This window comes from Streptomyces sp. NBC_01429, from assembly GCF_036231945.1.
Taxonomy (GTDB): domain Bacteria; phylum Actinomycetota; class Actinomycetes; order Streptomycetales; family Streptomycetaceae; genus Streptomyces.
Genome location: NZ_CP109599.1, coordinates 2,350,843 through 2,368,790 on the forward strand (window position 1 = coordinate 2,350,843; position 17,948 = coordinate 2,368,790).

A 17,948-nucleotide genomic window follows, 5' to 3' on the forward strand; every position below is an offset into this window, starting at 1 on the left:
CTCAGCGCTGTTCGTCGTAGGTGACGACCCGTGAGCGCATGAGGATCTCGCCCTCCTGCTCCACCAGCACGTCGTGCAGCAGGCAGTGCGGCCAGATCTCCGGGCGCTCGCCGGGCCGGATCCGCACGATCATCGCGTAGACGGTGGAGTCGATGGCGCCGTCCGGACGGGGGTCGAGAACGATCTGGTTGAACCAGTGGCGCCTGCGGACCGGATCGCCCGCGTACTTCGTGTTGAACGAGCGCAGTTCGGCGACGATCCCGGGCCGGGTGACGGCGGGCGGCACGGTGGGCGTGTGCTGGAAACTGCCGTCCTCGGTGAAGGTCCCGGCGTACTCCTCGAACCGGCCCGTGTCGAGCGCCTGCATCTGCCGCGCGTAGAAGTGCTGCACCTGTGTGTACAGCTCGGTCATGGCGTATGTGCTGGTCATCCGGGCCTCCGGGGAGTGCGGGTGGTACGGGCATGCTGTCCGCGTCCACTCGAAGAGGGCTCGAAAACGGCTTCAGGCGCCGCCCGGCCGGGATCCGCGCCATAACCCCCCGCAACCCCCGCCCGGTCCTCCGCCGAGGCACGGTCGAGACCGCTTCCACCGGTACTCAAGGGGCGCGCCGCAGGCTCGACGCACACGCGACCGCAGGTGATGGAGGAGAACATGGCGGAGGCAGTCAAGCCGGTGGCCCTGGTGACGGGCGCCACCAGCGGCATCGGACTGGAGATCACCCGGCGGCTCGCCGGACTGGGCGCCCGCGTCTACGTCTGCGGCCGCCGGCAGGAGCAACTTGCCGCCACCATAAAGGAGTTGCAGGAACAGGGCCTGGAGGTGGACGGCACCACCTGTGACGTGGCTGATCCGGCCCAGATCAAGGCGTACGTGCGGTCGGCGGTGGAGCGCTTCGGCCCGGTCGACATCCTGGTCAACAACGCGGGGCGCAGCGGCGGCGGAGCCACCGCAGAGATCTCCGACGAGCTGTGGCTCGACGTGATCAACACGAATCTGAACAGCGTCTTCCTGATGACCAAGGAGGTGCTGAACGCCGGCGGCATGCTGGGCAAGGAGCGCGGCCGGATCATCAGCATCGCGTCGACCGGCGGCAAGCAGGGCGTGGTGCACGCCGCTCCGTACTCGGCGTCCAAGCACGGCGTGGTGGGCTTCACGAAGGCGCTCGGGCTGGAGCTGGCCCGTACCGGCATCACCGTCAACGCGGTGTGCCCGGGGTTCGTCGAGACGCCGATGGCCGAGCGGGTGCGCACGCACTACGCGAACATCTGGGGGGTGACCGAGGAGGAGACCCACGACCGGATCAGCCAGCGGGTGCCGCTCGGCCGGTACGTGGAGGTCCGCGAGGTCGCGGCGATGGTGGAGTACCTGGTCGGCGACGACGCGGCGGCGGTCACCGCCCAGGCGCTCAACGTCTGTGGTGGCCTGGGGAATTACTGAGCCGTCGAGGCCGGCCGCCGGGGCGGGGCCGGCACCGCGCGGCCGAGGTCACGGGCGACGGCGGCGGCCTCGCCGCGCGAGCCGACGGAGAGCTTCTCCAGGACATTGGCGACATGGAACTTCACCGTGTGCTCGCTGATGTGGAGCTGTTCGGCGATCCGCCGGTTGCGATATCCCTGGGTCAGGCACTCCAGGACCTGGAGTTCGCGCGGATTGAGCGAGTCCAGCGCGTGCGCGGACGCGGTCTCCGACGCGGCCAGCGGCAGTGTGGCGGTGAGCGTGCTGCCCCAGCCGGGGGCCGCGTCCAGGGCCAGTGTGCCGCCGAGCGCGGTCACCCGGTCCGACAGCCGGTGTATCGCCAGGGCGTCCGGCGCGAGCGCACCGGGGCCGTCGTCGCGCAGATCGATCCGCAGTTCGGTGTTCTCGGCGTGCCACGCCACCCGGATCCGCCCCACGCCCTCCTGCTCCAGCATGATCAGTACGGTGCCGCGCACCACAGCGCGGGCGGTGTTGGCGATGTCGCTGGGCAGCAACTGGTGGGCGCGCGGGGGCGGTACGAGGTCGAGAACCACGTCGCTGTAGCGGATGAGCGGGTCGAGCCGCTCGGTGAGCCGGGCGAACGCCTCGCCCGCCGTCTCCTCGCTCAGGGCCCGGTCGAGGTCACTGGTGGCGCGCAGCTCGATGAGCGCGGAGACGGCGATGTCGGTGGCGGTGCGCCGGGCCGTGGTGTCGTCGAGGGTGCGCGAGCGCAGCGCGCCCAGCATCGCGGTGAGGGCGGCGGTGTGGGCGTCGGTGAGTTCGGCGATCACCCGGGCCCGTTCGCCGGCCGCCGCGCGGTTGCCGGCGAGCGGCTCCGGATGCGCCTGGGCGGCGTATCCGGCGAGGTGCAGACAGGCCAGGTCCCACAGCTGCTGGACGGTCCCGCGCACCGCGGCGTCCGGCACCACACCGTCGTCGGGGACGATGACCAGCAGCGCCCCGGAGGCGCCGGAGGGCGCGGAGGCCGCGCCCAGCACCGGCCGGGTGTCCCCGGCGAGCGCGGCGGGGCCGAAGTAGGGGGTGCCGATGTCCACCGATCCGGCCAGCCGGGCGAGTTCGGCGCTGGAGATCTTGTCGGCCAGGGCCGGTTCGCCGTGCGTGCGCATCGGGGAGCGCGCGCAGTCCCCGGTCAGTATGGCGAGCGCCCGGTGCGGCAGCGCCTCGGCCAGGACCACTGACAGCCGGTCCAGGGTCCGGCCCGGCGGCGCCTGGAGGATGGCGAGCGCCCACGCGAGCGCGTGCCCGGCGTCCGAGGTGTGCCCTGGGTCCGAGGTGTGCCCGAGGTCCGACGCGTGCCCGGCGTGCGACACATGACGGGCGTCCGACGCCTGCCCGGGGTCCGATCGGCCCTGAAGGTCCATGGCCGCGATGCTAGTCGCCGGGCAGCCGGTGGGGACCGCTCTTTCGGGTAGGTCCAACCGCTCCGACGGGCAGGTACGGAGTGGGGACCGGGGGGTGAAGCTGGGCGGGAACCGCTTCCCCTCCTTGAGGAGTTACGTCCCGATGAAGGCTCTCGTCGCCCCTTCGTACGGTCCCCTGGACCAGCTCGTCGTCACCGATGTGCCCAAGCCCGCGCCCGGTCCGGGGCAGATCCTGGTCCGGGTCGAGACCGCCGCGCTCAACCCGCTCGACGCGGCGCTGGTCGTCGGCGCGATGCGCGAGATGATGCCGGTCGAGCACCCCTTCGTGGTGGGCATGGACGCCTCGGGCGTGGTGGAGGCGGTCGGCGAGGGCGTCACCGGCTACGCCGCCGGGGACGAGGTCCTGGCGTACACCCACTTCCACCCCGGCACCATCGCCGAGTACACGCTGGTCACCGAGGGTCCCGACGTCGCCCCGCGGCCCGCGGGGCTGGACGCGGCGCGCGCGGCGGCGCTGGTCTCGACCTCGCTCACCGGCGAGTGCGTGCTGGACGCGGTGGCGGGCGAGACCGGGCAGACCCTGCTCGTCATCGGCGCGACCGGCGGTGTCGGCAGCTTCGTGGTGCAGCTGGCGTCCCGGGCGGGCCTGCGGGTGCTGGCCACCGCCGCCCCGGCGGACGCGGAGTACGTACGGGGCCTGGGCGCGTCCGAGGTCATCGACTACACCGCCGTCGACACCCTGAAGGAGGCGCTGCGCCTCGCGCCCGACGGGGTCGACGCCGTGGTGGACCTGATCAGCCGGGGTCCGGCGCTGGCCGGCACGGCGGCGGCGGTCAAGGAGGGGGGCCGGCTGGTGTCCACCCTGATGGGACCGACGGAGTTCGAGCGCGGCGTCACCGTGACGTACGTCCGGATGGCCACCAGGGACGGCCGGCTCGGGGCGCTCGCCGAGCGGGTGCTCTCGGGCGACCTGAGCGTCGAGGTGACCGCCACGTACCCGCTCTCCGACGCCCCGAAGGCGCTCGCGGAGTTCGCGGCCGGGCGCTACACCCGGGGCAAGGTCGTCGTGACGGTCTGAGCACCGGCGCGCACGGGGGTCCGGCCGCTCCCTGAGGGACCGGTCCCCCGGGGGCGGCGACGGCGGGATGTCCCGCGCCGCCGAGAGGAACCCCGGCCTCCCTCAAGTGTTCCTCGTGCCCGTCCTTCCATGCTGTGGCGCGCAGTTCCACCACAGAGGAGACGAGCATGGGAAGCAGACTACGAGCCGCGATCGGCCTGATCGCCGTGGCCCTCACCGCCGCTCTGCTGCCGGCGGCGGCGCAGGCACAGACGCAAACGCAGGCACAGACGCAAACGCAGACGCAGACGCGGACGTCCGCGTCGTCGGAGCGGGCGCGCACCGCCGGCACCGTCCTGTTCAGCGACGACTTCGGATCGGGATTCGACAGCTCGGACAGCGGGCCCTGGATGCGGCTGCCGATCGGCGATCTGCCGGGCGGGGACGGTGTCACCTCCACCTCGTCCCAGGGGCTGAAGGTCGTGCCCTCCGGCACCGATCCGCTCACCGGCGCACCCGCCTTCGCCTTCACCAGCGGACAGCAGTCGGCCGGCGGCGCCGGAACGGCCGACCGGATGAAGTGGCTGGCCTGGCCCCGGCACTTCGCCGCCAGTGGCACCCCGGGGTACGACACCCCCGCGACCGGCGCGATGACCTGCACGACCACCATGTCGGCGCGTACCCGCGGCTCCGAGCGCCACCCCTTCGGCTCGGCCGTCACCGACGCGCGCAACGACCCCCGGCTGGCGGCGGGCGCGGTGGTCGCGGGCGACCTGGAGAGCGGCGTGATCCTCGGCTTCCTGGTCACCGACAACAAGGCGTACGCGCTCTACGAGCGGATCCGCGTCCCCGGCACCGACTACGCCGCGTACAGCTACGCCGTGCCCGTCGCGACCTTCGCCCGGGGTACGAGCCCGACGTACCAGGTGGTCCTGGACCGCGGCCGGTCGCGGGTGACGTGGAAGATCAACGGGGCCACCGTGCTGTCCGTGAACGCCATCGGCCACCGGGCGCTGGACCGCCGGTATCTGCTGGTGGACCACGGCGGTACGGACCAGACCGTCCTGCCGCGCCAGCTGAACTGCGGCGTGGGCACCTTCACCCTGCTGGACGGGGCGGGCGCGGACGGCGGCGGCCTGGTGCGGCTGGACTCCGACAGGTCGTACTACGCCCCGCGCCAGGGCGAGCCGACGCCGCAGACCTTCATCGACGACAGCAGCCTTCCGGCCAACCGGCTGTGGGGCCAGGGCGCGGAACTCCAGGTGCGCCGGGTGTCCATCGGCGTCGGCTGACCCGCCGTCCGGGCGGGATGTTTCGGACGGGACGGCGGGCGGGCCCGACGTCCCGTCCGCCCGTCCCACCCGTCCCGCCCGACACCGTCCCGCCCGGACCGTTCGACCCGTATTCGAGTCCCCTCGGACAGCCTGATGGCCGGTCCGATCAGGGGAGTTGCGCATGAGTGTCGAACGCGTCGACGTGTGTGTCGTGGGAGGCGGGCCCGGCGGAATGATGGCCGGCCTGCTGCTGGCAAGACAGGGGCTCGAAGTCGTCGTCCTGGAGAGGCACGCGGACTTCCTGCGTGACTTCCGGGGCGACACCGTGCACCCCTCCACGCTCCAGGTGCTTGAGGAACTGGGCCTGGTGGAGGAGTTTCTGAAGATCCATCACATCAAGGCTCCGGCCATCACCATGGAGACCGCCATGGGACCGGTGACCTTCAGCGACTTCACCCGCCTGCGCAGCCGTTATCCGTACATGGCCTTCATGCCGCAGTGGGACGTCCTGAACTTCCTGGCCGAGGCCGGGCGCCGCTACCCGGGCTTCCGGCTCCTCCAGGAAGCCACGGTGACCGGACTGGTGACCGCCGGCGGCCACGTCACCGGGGTACGGGCCGACACCCCCCAGGGGCCTGTGGAGTTCGCGTCGAAGCTGGTGGTCGCCGCCGACGGACGGCACTCCACGATGCGCGCCCACGCCGGGCTGCGGACCGCCGAGAGCGTCGCCCCGATGGACGCGCTGTGGTTCCGGCTGAGCAGGGAGGACGGCGAGGTCTACCCCACCATCCGGGCGGGCAACGGGTTCCTGATCGGGACCATCAACCGGGGCGACTTCTGGCAGATCGTCTACATGATCCCCAAGGGCGGGTACGGCGCGGTCCGCGAGGCCGGCCTCGGCGGCTTCCGGGACGCCGTCGCCGCGATCCACGGCGGGATGCGCGAGCGGCTGGAGAAGGAGATCAACGACTGGGACGACATCAAGCTCCTGGACGTCAGGATCGACCGGCTGCGCCGCTGGTACCGTCCGGGCCTGGTCTGCGTCGGCGACGCCGCCCACGCGATGTCACCGGCGGGCGGCGTCGGTATCAATCTGGCCATCCAGGACGCGGTAGCCGCCGCCCGGATCCTCGGGCCGGTCCTGCGCGAGGGACGCACCCCGACCCTCCCCGAGCTGCGCCGGGTGCAGCGGCGCAGGCAATTCCCCATGCGGGTCGTGCAGTTCATCCAGTTGCGGCTGCTCTCGGACCTCTACCCGAGCGCGACCCGCAAGGGGACGGACAAGCCGCTGGTGCCACGGCTGGGCCGCCGCTTCCCGGTCGTCCCGCGCCTCCTGGCCCGTATCGTCGGGCTCGGCGTCCGCCCGGAGAGCGTCGGAGCGGACAAGTGAGCGCGCCAGGAACGACCGGAGAGACGCGGACCGCGACGACGACTACAACCGCGCCCACAACTACGCCCGCACCGAGCGGCGCCGAACTGGCCGGACTGTGGCGGCTCGTCGCGTACTTCGACATCGACGACGAGGGCGCCACATCCGAGGGACCGCTCGGCCCCGAGCCCCGGGGGCTGCTGTTCTACAGCGCCGACGGCTACATGTCGGTCGACATGATGCGCCCAGGACCACCGGGCCCCGCCGTCGGTTACATGGGATACGCGGGGGGCTGGAGAGTGTCCGGGAATCAACTCGTACACATGATCGAAGTGTGCTCGAATCCTTTGTGGGCGGACACCGAGCAGATCCGCGACGTCACACTGGACGGAGACCGGCTGGTTCTCAGTGGTTCGGCCGTGGTTTCCGGCCAACCTCAGCGCCGCGTCCTGCACTGGGAACGAGCGCGTATTGCCGGGGAGTTACCACTTCGCGACAGAACACCACCACCAAGGTAATTCCTACGCGTAGCGACCAGACTGGAGGCAGACGGTCGCGAGGGGGGTTCTTGCATGTCGGCAGAGCGGTACGCGTCCACTCGGCGGCCGGGGTTCCGGATCATCCTCGGCGGCTGGTGCGGCCTGGGCCTCGTGGCACTCCTGAATCTCTACCACTCCCGCGGGGGCCTCGACCTGCTGGACGCCGTGCTCGCGATCCTGACCCCCGTGGCCGCCGGGCTCCTGTGCCACGGGCTGACCCTCTCCCACGCCCGGAGCGAGGACACCGCGGCGACCGTGGCGCAGGAGAGGGCGCGGTTCGCCCGTGACCTGCACGACCTGCTCGGCTACAGCCTCTCGGCCATCACCCTCAAGAGCGAACTCGCCCGGAGGATGGTGGGAAGCGACGAGATCCGGGCGCGGCGGGAGCTGGCGGAGGTCCTGGAGATCTCCCGGCAGGCGCTGCGCGACGTACGGGAGGTGTCCCAGCGCTATCCGGACCTGTCGCTGACCGAGGCGGTCGCCTCGGTGCGCGGCGTCCTGGACTCGGCGGGTGTCGCCTCCGACATCGAGGTGCACGCCGGAGCGCTGCCCACCGAGGTCAGCACCGTGATGGCCACGGTGCTGCGGGAGGGCGTCGCCAATCTGCTGCGCCACAGCCAGGCGCGCAGGTGCCGCATCCGCGTGAGACGGGCGGGCGGCAATATCTCGCTGGCGCTGTCCAACGACGGGCTGAGGGGAAGTCCCGACCCGACGCGGCGGCGGCGCAACGGGCTGGACAATCTGGCGGCCCGGATGGCCGACGCCGGCGGCGAGCTGTCCGTATACACCGACAGGGACGGCTGGTTCCATCTGCTCGCGGTGTGTCCCGTTCCGGAGACACCGGCAGCCACCGGGTATCCCGTGGACGAGAGGGAAAAGGAGAAGGAGGACGAGGAAATGGAGGACTGCGGGCAGCCCTGTATGCACTCGATGCCCTGACGGCGCGGGTCCCGCGTCCCCCTCGACCGGGACTCGACCCGCTGCGGCGAGGATCGCCGAGGTGTGTGACGAGAGCCCCGTGCTCCGCGCCCACCTCCCGTATCCCGCGCCCGCGTCACGTATCCAGCGGGCCGACCCTTCAGGAGCATCCGTGATCTCACGTCAGTGGACGAGTCCCGCCGCCCGTCTGGAGGAGGTCGCGGACGGGGTGTTCGCCTATCTCCAGCCGGACGGGGGATGGTGCCTGAACAACGCGGGCGTCATCGTCGCGGACGGCGAGTCCGCGCTCGTGGACACGGCCGCCACCGAGGCGCGGGCCCGGCAGCTGAGGGACGCCGCCCTGACGGTCGCGCCGGCCGCCCCCCGTACGGTCGTCAACACGCACTTCCACGGCGATCACGCCTTCGGCAACTTCGTCTTCCCCGAGGCCGTGGTGATCGGCCATGAGCGCACCCGCACCGAGATGGCCGAGGCGGGACTCCATCTGACCGGGCTGTGGCCGGAGGTCCACTGGGGGGAACTGGAGCTGGTCCTGCCCACGCTCACCTATCAGGACCGGATGACGCTCCATGTGGGCGGCCTGCGGGCCGAGTTGATCCATGTGGGCCCGGCGCACACCACCAACGACACGGCCGTCTGGCTGCCCGAGCGCGGCGTGCTGTTCCTCGGCGACCTGGTCATGTCCGGCGTGACCCCTTTCTGCCCCATGGGCTCGGTCTCCGGCTCCCTCCAGGCCGTCGAGCGGCTGCGCGCGCTGGACGCCCGTACGCTGGTGACCGGCCACGGCCCGGTCACGGGCCCCGAGGTCTTCGACGTGACCGAGAGCTATCTGCGCTGGCTCCAGGGCCTGGCCGAAGAAGGCGTCAGCGCCGGACTCACCCCGCTGGAAGTGGCCCGCGAAACCGACCTCGGCCCCTACGCCGAACTCCTCGACTCCGAGCGCCTGGTACCGAACCTCCACCGCGCCTACGCCGAGGAACGGGGCGCCGCCCCCGGCGTCCCCCTGGACATCGGCGCCCTCTTCGGCGAAATGATCCAACACCACGGCCGCGTCCCCACCTGCCACGCCTGACACACCTGGCGCGACAACGCCCTCGGTCGGCAGCGCGGGGCCCGTCACACCCTGCCCATGGTGTACATCACAGGTTCACGGAGCGATGCGGCAGCGCCATCAAGGTCGGCGAGACGAGAGGCCAGGGTCGCCTCGGCCAGGCGCTGCGGCAGAGCGGCACTGAACTTGAGCCCGGTCAGGGCACGAGAGTCCACGGAGGGAAAACACAGCCGTGCAAGTGCGCTTTCGGCCCGACAGGTGAGTACGTAGCCGATCCTGACCGCCGTGTTCGTACCGTCGGGGCTGGATCGCTGCTCGCCCCCGTTCCACGACCGCCCCTCCGCCGCCGGCAATCCGGGAAGGCCGGGGGGCGCTTTCAAGCTCCCGTACACCGGCCACTGAAGCTCTTTATCGATCGCCCCTTACGACGATCTGCTCTTATGATTACCTGCGTGAAGCGTGAGTCTTTCGTTATGGTGCATGTCGGTCAGAGCCGTGAGTCCCAGCACAACCTTTGCCATGGGCTCAAGACCCGTTCCTGGGGATTTCCGACATCGAAACCCGAGTACGGGTCGGCGCGTCCACGTTTCGCCGTGCTGGCCACCGGAGCGGGCCCCCGGGTGCCCCTCGACGTGTGGCTCACGCGGCGGATCAATCTGTGGCTGTGCGAAGTCCGTACGAGCTTCTACGAAGGGCGCGCACCTCACTGGCCCGACGAGGAAGCCGAGAACACCGTCAAGTACCCGGTGCGCTTCGGGATCGAGCCGCTGGCCATAGTTCGCGACATATCGCTCGATGAAAGCGGACCTTTGGGGCTGGCCGGCAGCGACGCCATCCGCCGTTCCGGCACCGAGCGAGGCATCGGCAAGCTCTGCGAATTGGACCCCCAGCCGCTGCTCGACGCCGCGGGCATCCAGGTCGACTGGGCGCAGCGGCAGTACGTTCCCCTGAACCGCGCGCCGCGGTTCACGACGGAACAGGTCGAGGCGCCCAAGCGCCCGGGGCGCGGTGCCGGGTTCATCTCCGATCCCAAGAAGCGGAAGGCCATCGAACTCCACGCGGAGAACATGGCCGTCGCTCACTACGAACAGCAGGGATGGACCGTCGAACGCCTGGGCAAACCGTACGACTTGCACTGCACGCGCGCGCGGGAGGAGCGGCGCGTCGAGGTCAAGGGAACGACGGGCGCGGCCACGAGTGTGGAACTGACGATCAACGAAGTCGAACACGCGCGTAACCCGCAACACGCCGTGGATCTGTACGTGGTCAGCGACATCGTCGTCGACGCGCACAGTTCCGACTACGCCATGAGCGGAGGAAGGGTGGCGCACTTCGAGGACTGGTACCCGGAAGAGGAAGATCTGCGTCCCCGCCGGTTCGAGTACCGCCTGCCATTCACCGACTGATCCGCAACCGTCACCGACCCCGTTTCTGCCGATGCGCCCTTCGCCCCGTCGCGGGCGGTAATCGTACGGAGATTTTCTGTGGCCCTCTTGCGTATGTCCGCCCGTGCTCTGGAACGCACCGACCCCGGTGCGCTGGCCGAGGGGTTGGCGGAACGGTCCCTTGCGGAACTCCTCCGTTCGGCGGCGAGCGCCGAGGTCCGGGCATGGCGCAACAGCCTTCCCGCTCTTGCCCGGGTGCTGTGCGACGCCGGACTGGAAGAGGTCGAAGTTCTCCTCGAGTACAAAATGCCGTACAGCAGCCTGCGCGCGGACGCCCTGCTGGCCGGCACACACCCGGAAACGGGCAGACCCTCATATGTCCTGGTCGAGCTGAAGCAGTGGAGTGAAGCGCGGCTGGTGCCCGAAACGAAAGATCTCTGCTGGCTTCCCGGATTCGGCTACCGCGCCCACCTCCACCCCGTCGCCCAGGTGCGCCGCTACTGCGAGTACCTGCGGGACTTCACTGCCCTGCTGGACGGCACGGACCGCCACGTCACGGGCGTTGCCTACCTCCACAACGCCAAGGACCGTGACGTTGCCGAACTGCTCGGAATGGGCAATGGGCGAGCCCATCTTTTCACCGACAGTTCGCGCGGCGCGTTCATCCAGCATCTGCAGAACCAGATTTCGCCGCTCGCCGGAGCCCTCGACGCGGACGCCCTCCTGGAGAGCCCCGCTGTCCCAAGCCGAGAACTCATGCGAACCGCTGCTGAAGAGATCCTGAATGGCGGCAAGTTCCGTCTCATGGACGAGCAACAGGTCGCGGTTTCCCTGGTCAAGCGTGCTGTCACCATCTCGCAGCAGTCGGACCGCAAAGAAGTCATCGTGGTCACCGGAGGCCCTGGATCGGGCAAGAGCCTGATCGCCCTGCACCTGATGGGGCATCTCGGCCGGAACAGCCGCAGCGTCGTCCACGCGACAGGCTCCAAGTCGTTCACTACCACCTTGCAGCATGTCGTCGAGCAGAAACACCGGCGCGCGGCCAAACTCTTCCGCTACTTCCTCGACTTCAGCAGCGCGGAGAAGAACGCGCTCGACGTCCTCATCTGCGACGAGGCGCATCGGATCCGCCACCATCCGGGCACCTCCAGCGCCCCGGATGTCCGTCGGAGCCGGCGAAGCCAGGTGGCCCAACTCATCGACGCCGCCAGGGTTCCGGTCTTCCTGCTCGACGAGCACCAGGTTGTACTGCCCGGCGAGATGGGCAGCGTGAGAGAGATCGACGAGGCAGCCAAGGCGCGGGGCTGCGAAGTGCGGCATGTCAACCTCGACGAGCAGTTCCGCTGCGGCGGCAGCCGCGCCTACGAGGAGTGGGTCCTCCGGCTGCTGGATCTGAATCCGGGAGGACCGGTGAGCTGGAAGCCCGAGCCCAACTTCGAACTACTGCTCGCCGACACCCCCCAGCAGATGGAGACTTACCTTCACGCACGCCAGGCGGCCGGATCCACAGCCCGCATGACCGCGGGATTCTGCTGGCCGTGGAGCGCCCCGCGCCAGGACGGCACCCTGGTCGACGACATCGTCATAGGGGACTGGCGCCGGGCCTGGAACGTCAAAGGTGAGCGGGAGGTCTCCGGTGGACCGCGATCCTCCCTTTGGGCCACCGAGCCGGGCGGCATCGCCCAGGTCGGCTGCGTCTACACAGCCCAGGGATTCGAATACGCGTGGAACGGCACCATCCTCGGCCCCGACCTGGTTTGGCGCGACAACGGGTGGTACGCCAGCAAGGACGCGTGCGAGGACAGCGGTCTGAAGAGGGCCGCCCCCCAAGAATTCCAGCTCCTTGTACGCAACCGGTACAAAGTGCTCTTGACGCGTGGCCTGACCGGAACCGTACTGTTCTCCACCGATCCCGAAACGCAAGCCAAACTGCGCACGCTCATCCCGGGCAGGGTTGCTCCGTAGCAACGGCTGGATGGCGGCGAGAGGGGCCGGACATGGCCCCTGGACTCCTACGCAGAACTCCTCGGCTCCGAGCTCCGCGTCCCGCTTGCCTCACCTGGCGCCCGTCCGATCGCGAGGGTCCGTTGCCCCGGGATGGCCTCGATCGTTGACGGATTGGACCGACTCGTCGGGGCCACCACGCGACTGGGAGAGGAAGTCCTATGAATACCGTGCATGTGCGCGTCGGAGTGCATCGAACCGCATATCACACTGACCCCCAATGCCCCTCACTGAACGGCAAGGAGGACACTTTCAAGGGGATTGTCCCCATGCCGAAGAGCATGGCGGAGGAGCAGAACCTGAAGGCGTGCGGGCACTGTGAGCGACTCGACGGGCGGCATTGACGTCACGGAAAAAGTGGCCGGCCCTGCGGAGGCAGATCCGGCCTCGCCAAAGTCGCCGATCCGCTCCGGTTCGTCGCGGCCGGCACCGGTCGCTCGCTCGCTCGCTGAACGATCGGATCACGCGGACGGCCCTCGCGGGTCCGACTCCGAGGCTCGGCCATTCCGTGAGCGTCGGGGCCGGGGCCGGTCATGCGACCGGGCGACCACCTGCTTCCAACGACATCCGCCTGCGCATACGCCAAGACCCCGTCCTCAGCGAAACCGCTGAGGACGTGGTCTTTGGGCACCTTCTGAAAGGTGCCCCCGGCAGGATTCGAACCTGCGCACCCGGCTCCGGAGGCCGATGCTCTATCCCCTGAGCTACGGGGGCGTGTTGCCTGTGTTGCTTGGCGACGAGGGAAACCTTACCAGCTTCGGTGGGGTGGCCGTGAACAGGTATTTCGGGTCAGGCGGAGGCGCGCTTGGCGCGGGCGGCGGGGGTCTTCTTCGTCGTGGTGGTCTTCTTGGCCGTGCTCTTCGCTGTGGCCTTGGTGGCGGTCTTCCCGGCCGCGCGCTTGGCGGGCGTCGCCTTCTTCGCTGTCGTCTTCTTCTTCGCCGCCGTCTTCTTGGCCGGCTCGCGGTCCGCGAGGTGCGTGACCTCGGCCTCGGCATCCGTGGTGTGGCCGCCCTCGTCGCGCGATTTCTGGGCCGCGCGGACGCTGTTCTCCAGGGCGGCCATCAGGTCGATGACCTTGCCGCCGCCCGCCGCCGCGGGGGCGCGGGGCGGGGCCGGTGCGCCTTCGGCCTTGGACGCGATGAGTTCTTCGACGGCTTCGCGGTAGTCGTCGTGCAGGGAGTCGAGGTCGACCGAGCCGAGGGTGTCCATCAGGGCATCGGCCAGGTCGAGTTCGGCGTCCCGTACCCGTACGTCGGTCTCGGGGGCGACACCCTCGGGGGCGCGGATCTCGTCCGGCCAGAGCAGGCCGTGCATGACGATCACGTCGTCGACCACCCGGAGCATCCCGAGCCGCTCGCGCCCGCGCAGGGCGAATTTGGCGATCGCGACTTTCTTGCCGCGCTTCAGCGCCTCCCGCAGCAGGGTGTACGGCTTGGCGGCGGGCACGCCGCTCGCCGAGAGGTAGTAGGCCGTGTCCATCTGGAGGGGGTCGATCTCGCTCGCGGCGACGAACGCGACGATCTCGATCGTCTTCGCCGTGGGCAGCGGCAGCGCGGCGAGGTCGTCGTCGGTGATCGGGATCATGACGCCGCCCGCGTCCTCGTACGCCTTGCCGATGTCCGGCGCCGTCACCTCCTCCCCGTCCAGTTCGCAGACCTTGCGGTAGCGGATCCGGCCGCCGTCCTCCTTGTGGATCTGACGGAAGGAGATCGAGTGGTTCTCGGTGGCGTTGACGAGCTTGATCGGGATGCTGACCAGCCCGAAGGAGATCGCGCCGTTCCATATGGATCGCACGTTCCATCCCTTTCCTCACGTAATCATGGGATTCTCATCGTATGACGCCTATCACAGAGGTGGAGGGGCGGAGCCTGGCGCTCAGCAATCTGGACAAGGTCCTGTACGCCGCCACCGGCACCACCAAGGGCGAGATCCTGCACTATTACGCCCGTACGGCGGCCCCTCTGCTGGCCCATCTCGCCGACCGTCCCGTCTCCTTCCTGCGCTACCCCGACGGCCCCGGCGGCCAGCGCTTCTTCACCAAGAACCCGCCGCCCGGCACCCCGGAGTGGGTACGGATCGCCGAGGTGCCCAGAAAGTCGGCGGACTCCGGCAGACAGGTGGTGGTGGCGGATCTGGCGACGCTGATGTGGGCGGCGAACCTGGTCGTGGAGTTCCATACGCACCAGTGGCGCGCCGAGGCGCCCGGCGTCGCCGACCGGCTGGTCTTCGACCTGGACCCCGGCGCTCCCGCCGACGCCGTCGAGTGCTGCGCGGTGGCGCGCTGGCTGCGCGGGCGGCTGGACGAGGACGGCCTGGCCGCGTACGTGAAGACGTCGGGCTCCAAGGGGCTGCATGTGCTCGTGCCGCTGACGGGGACACCCTCGCCCGAGGTCTCGGCGTACGCGAAGGAGCTGGCCGTGGAGGCACAGGAGGCGATGCCGGAGCTGGTGGTGCACCTGATGAAGCGGGCGCTGCGGCCGGGGAAGGTCTTCGTCGACCACAGCCAGAACGCCGCCGCGAAGACGACGGCGGCGCCCTACACCCTGCGCGCCGGGCCGGAACCGACCGTGTCCACTCCCCTGACCTGGGACGAGGTCGCCAGCTGCACGAATGCCGGGCAGCTGGTCTTCCGGCTGGACGACCTCGCCGACCGGCTGGAGCGGTACGGGGACCTCCTCGCCCCGCTCACCGAACGGGACCGGGCCGGACGTCTGCCCCGGCCTGCCTGAGCCAGGTACGGCGTCCCCGGGCCGCCGCGTACAGCGCCTCGATGTCCGCCGGTCTGAGTACGCCGCCGAGCGCCTCGGGGAGCAGGCTGATCCGCCCGGCGTCCCCGTCGTACCAGGCGACGGTCGTCCCGTCCCGCCGGATGACGTGCAGCCGGTCCGGGCCGCGTCGGCCGCCCGGCGTGACGCGTAATCGGGTCATCGCCCCCCACGATTATGGGAACAGCCGCCGGGCCACCGGGCAAGACAGCGGGGCGGGCGCGGGGGCGGCGCCACTCCGGGGGCGGCGCCACTCCGGGGGCGGCGCCACTCCGGGTGGGGCGCCACTCCGGGTGGGGCGCCACTCCGGGTGGCAGGACGCCCACCGGCCATGAAATGCGACTTAACTCATCTTTCTCACCATAAAGTGACAGAACGACCTAGATCGTTCGATCGTTCGTTCCAGGAGCGTCTTGCCCCCTCGCCGCGTCGCCGCCGGAACAGCGCTGGCCACCACCGCCGCGCTGGCGCTGGCCCTGTCCGCGTGCGCCGGGCAGAGCGGGCTCAGGAGCGCGGGCCCGACGCCGACCGCGATCGGGCCGGTGCGGCTGTGGCCCGGCCTGCCCCCCATCTCGGCGCCGCCCCTCGACTTCGGGGAGAGCACCCGCGAGCGAGTCCCCGGCATCAAGGTCGCCCACGACGACATCGACGCGGTGAGCCCGGTCGCCGTCGTACGGGCCGAGGCCGCCGCCCACCCGGACGACCTCACGGGCATCGACGGGCTCCCCCGGGAGACCGCGGCGCGGCTCGCCGGCTGCGGGGAGGGCGCCCGGCGCGGACCGGGGTGCCCGGTCCTCCGGGCGTACCACCACGATCTGACCGGGGACGGCCGCGACGAGCTGATCATCGGGATCGAACTGCCCTACCAGCAGCTCGCCGTCCGCTGCTACACCGCCGAGCAGGGCGGGCTGATCCGGATCATGTCCACCTCCGACCAGATCGTGGGCGCCGAACTGGCGGGCCGGGACCTGATCCTGCGGGTGGTCTCGGCGGGCATCCCGGGGTACGAGTACCGGACGGCCTGGTCCTGGGACGGGCGCCGGGGGACGATGCTGCCCACCCGGGACGAGATCGTCCCGGCCGCGACTCCGGCGCCCTCGGGGCGCGAGGGCGCACGGCGGGGGCCGCCGCCGGGCGGCCCCGCTTTCCCGCCGCCGGGCGCCGTCGGGCCGCCCCCACCCCCGGGCATCGCCGGTCCCCAGCCGCCGGGCACCAACGGATCGTCCCCGCCCCCGGGTGCCAACGGGGCGTCCCCGCTGAGCCATGTGGGCCACCACGCCCTCCTCGCCGCCTCCGACCACGTAAGCCGCCCATGAGGCCCCGGCCAGTGAGGCCCCACCTGACGAGACCCCGCCTGACGAGGCCCCACCTGCTGCGGCCCCGGCTGCCGGCCTGGAGCGCCACCCTCACCTGGAAGGCCGCCGTCTTCATCACGGTGATGTGCTGTGCGCTGGCCGCGCTGCTCGGCGCGCTCGTCCATGTGTCCGTCACCCGTCAGACCGTCAATTCCGCGCGAGACAAAGCACTCTCCCGGCTGAACGCGGTCACACAGACGTACGAGGCCGGCGAGCCGCTCCCCCGGTTCGCCGGGCTGGACGCGCCGGGGCTGCCCGAGCCGCTGCGCGCCCTCGCCCTGAGCGGGCGGCGCGGCACGATGGTCGCGGACTTCGACGGGCACCCCACCATGTGGGCGGCCGGGCCCGCCGACGGCAGGGCGCTCGCCGCCCGCGTCGACTACACACTCAGCCAGAACACCATCACCAATCTGGACCAGGCGATCCTCGGCTCCTCCGCACTCGCCATCGGCGCCACCCTCCTCGTCGGCGCCTTCGCCGTCACCCGGGTCACCCGGCGGCTGCATCTGACGGCGCAGGTGGCGCGGCGGATCGGCGCGGGCGATCTCGACGCGCGCGTCAACGACCCCCGCACGAAAGGCCGTTCGCGCCCCCAGGACGAGGTGGCCACGGTCTCCGCCGCACTGGACACGATGGCCTCGACGCTCCAGGACAAGCTGCTGAGCGAGCAGCGCTTCACCGCCGACGTCGCCCATGAGCTGCGCACCCCGCTGACCGGACTCTCGGCCGCCGCCGAGCTGCTGCCCGAGAGCCGGCCGACCGAGATGGTGCGGGAACGGGTGCGCACGATGCGCACGCTCACCGAGGACCTGCTGGAGATCTCGCGCCTCGACGCCCGTACGGAGCAGGTGGATCTCGCCGTCCACCCGCTGGGGCCGCTGGTCGAGGGGGTGGTGCGCGCCTCGGGCGCGGAGTGCGGCGTACGGATCGTGCGCGACGCCTCGGTGGAGACGGATCGGCGGCGGCTGGAACGGGTGCTCGGCAACCTCGTCGCCAACGCGCACCGGCACGGCGGGCCGCCGGTGGTGCTGACCGTGGACGGGCCGACCGTGACCGTACGCGATCACGGCGCGGGCTATCCGGCGTACCTGCTGGAGCACGGGCCGCAGCGGTTCCGTACGGAGGGCGGCGCCAAGGGGCACGGGCTCGGGCTGACCATCGCCGTCGGCCAGTCGGCGGTGATCGGGGCCGAGCTGGTGTTCGGCAACGCGCCGGACGGCGGGGCGCTGGCGCGGCTGACGCTGCCCGAGTACGTACCCGGCCGGGGCTCCGCCCAGGACCCCGACGAGCCGGCGGCCCGGCCCGGCGACCGGCCGGAGGACTACGCACCGTAAAAAGTGCGGACCTTGAGTAGCCGACCTAGCGTGAACCA

16 protein-coding genes and 1 tRNA gene are annotated in these 17,948 nt (G+C 70.8%); 12 read left to right on the forward strand and 5 right to left on the reverse strand.

Going from position 1 to position 17,948, the window contains the following annotated elements:
• Position 1 precedes the first annotated feature (1 nt).
• Entirely contained in the window at positions 2-430 is a 429-nt protein-coding gene (locus tag OG627_RS09755) for a nuclear transport factor 2 family protein (protein ID WP_329063449.1), read from the reverse strand.
• Positions 431-652: 222 nt separating this feature from the next.
• Between OG627_RS09755 and OG627_RS09760 the strand changes: the two genes are divergently transcribed.
• Positions 653-1,438, forward strand: coding sequence for a 3-oxoacyl-ACP reductase (locus OG627_RS09760; protein WP_329063451.1), 786 nt, complete (start codon positions 653-655; stop codon positions 1,436-1,438).
• On the opposite strand, the gene OG627_RS09765 is transcribed toward OG627_RS09760, so the two are convergent.
• Complete coding sequence (locus OG627_RS09765) at positions 1,432-2,838, reverse strand: LuxR C-terminal-related transcriptional regulator (RefSeq protein ID WP_329063453.1); 1,407 nt, start codon at positions 2,836-2,838, stop codon at positions 1,432-1,434. The genes OG627_RS09760 and OG627_RS09765 overlap by 7 nt on opposite strands.
• Positions 2,839-2,980: 142 nt before the next feature.
• Between OG627_RS09765 and OG627_RS09770 the strand changes: the two genes are divergently transcribed.
• The 8 genes from OG627_RS09770 (at position 2,981) to OG627_RS09805 (ending at position 12,417) form a co-directional block, all read left to right on the forward strand.
• Complete coding sequence (locus OG627_RS09770; RefSeq protein ID WP_329063455.1) at positions 2,981-3,916, forward strand: NADP-dependent oxidoreductase; 936 nt, start codon at positions 2,981-2,983, stop codon at positions 3,914-3,916.
• 167 nt (positions 3,917-4,083) lie between these two features.
• Positions 4,084-5,187, forward strand: a complete 1,104-nt coding sequence (locus tag OG627_RS09775) for a DUF6081 family protein (RefSeq protein WP_329063457.1) — start codon at positions 4,084-4,086, stop codon at positions 5,185-5,187.
• Positions 5,188-5,350: 163 nt separating this feature from the next.
• Entirely contained in the window at positions 5,351-6,559 is a 1,209-nt protein-coding gene (locus OG627_RS09780) for an FAD-dependent oxidoreductase (RefSeq protein ID WP_329063459.1), read from the forward strand.
• Positions 6,556-7,056 carry a lipocalin-like domain-containing protein gene (locus OG627_RS09785; protein ID WP_329063460.1) on the forward strand — a complete coding sequence of 167 codons (501 nt, stop codon included), beginning with the start codon at positions 6,556-6,558 and terminating at the stop codon, positions 7,054-7,056. The genes OG627_RS09780 and OG627_RS09785 overlap by 4 nt, the downstream gene beginning before the upstream one ends.
• Before the next feature lie 54 nt (positions 7,057-7,110).
• Positions 7,111-8,016, forward strand: a complete 906-nt coding sequence (locus OG627_RS09790) for a sensor histidine kinase (protein ID WP_329063462.1) — start codon at positions 7,111-7,113, stop codon at positions 8,014-8,016.
• 151 nt (positions 8,017-8,167) lie between these two features.
• Positions 8,168-9,088, forward strand: a complete 921-nt coding sequence (locus tag OG627_RS09795) for an MBL fold metallo-hydrolase (RefSeq protein ID WP_329063464.1) — start codon at positions 8,168-8,170, stop codon at positions 9,086-9,088.
• 431 nt (positions 9,089-9,519) lie between these two features.
• Positions 9,520-10,473 (forward strand): protein NO VEIN domain-containing protein, encoded by a 954-nt coding sequence (locus tag OG627_RS09800; protein WP_329063466.1) that lies wholly within the window; start codon positions 9,520-9,522, stop codon positions 10,471-10,473.
• A 78-nt stretch (positions 10,474-10,551) separates the two neighbouring features.
• Positions 10,552-12,417: a DUF2075 domain-containing protein gene (locus OG627_RS09805; RefSeq protein WP_329063468.1), complete on the forward strand. Its 1,866-nt coding sequence runs from the start codon at positions 10,552-10,554 to the stop codon at positions 12,415-12,417.
• Positions 12,418-13,098: 681 nt separating this feature from the next.
• Here the strand turns inward: OG627_RS09805 and OG627_RS09810 are convergent.
• Positions 13,099-13,170 (reverse strand) — tRNA-Arg (locus OG627_RS09810).
• Between the two features lie 75 nt (positions 13,171-13,245).
• Positions 13,246-14,250, reverse strand: a complete 1,005-nt coding sequence (gene ku, locus OG627_RS09815; protein ID WP_329063470.1) for a non-homologous end joining protein Ku — start codon at positions 14,248-14,250, stop codon at positions 13,246-13,248.
• Positions 14,251-14,291: 41 nt separating this feature from the next.
• On the opposite strand from ku, the gene ligD reads away from it, so the two are divergent.
• Positions 14,292-15,185 (forward strand): non-homologous end-joining DNA ligase, encoded by an 894-nt coding sequence (gene ligD / locus OG627_RS09820; protein ID WP_329063472.1) that lies wholly within the window; start codon positions 14,292-14,294, stop codon positions 15,183-15,185.
• Here the strand turns inward: ligD and OG627_RS09825 are convergent.
• Positions 15,142-15,384 carry a hypothetical protein gene (locus OG627_RS09825; protein WP_329063474.1) on the reverse strand — a complete coding sequence of 81 codons (243 nt, stop codon included), beginning with the start codon at positions 15,382-15,384 and terminating at the stop codon, positions 15,142-15,144. The two genes, ligD and OG627_RS09825, sit on opposite strands and share 44 nt — an antisense overlap.
• Positions 15,385-15,634: 250 nt before the next feature.
• Here OG627_RS09825 and OG627_RS09830 point away from each other — a divergent pair, with 250 nt between their 5' ends.
• Positions 15,635-16,537: a hypothetical protein gene (locus OG627_RS09830; protein ID WP_329063476.1), complete on the forward strand. Its 903-nt coding sequence runs from the start codon at positions 15,635-15,637 to the stop codon at positions 16,535-16,537.
• A 53-nt stretch (positions 16,538-16,590) separates the two neighbouring features.
• A complete protein-coding gene (locus OG627_RS09835; protein WP_329072534.1) occupies positions 16,591-17,910 on the forward strand; it encodes a HAMP domain-containing sensor histidine kinase in 1,320 nt (439 codons plus the stop codon).
• Positions 17,911-17,948: the final 38 nt, after the last annotated feature.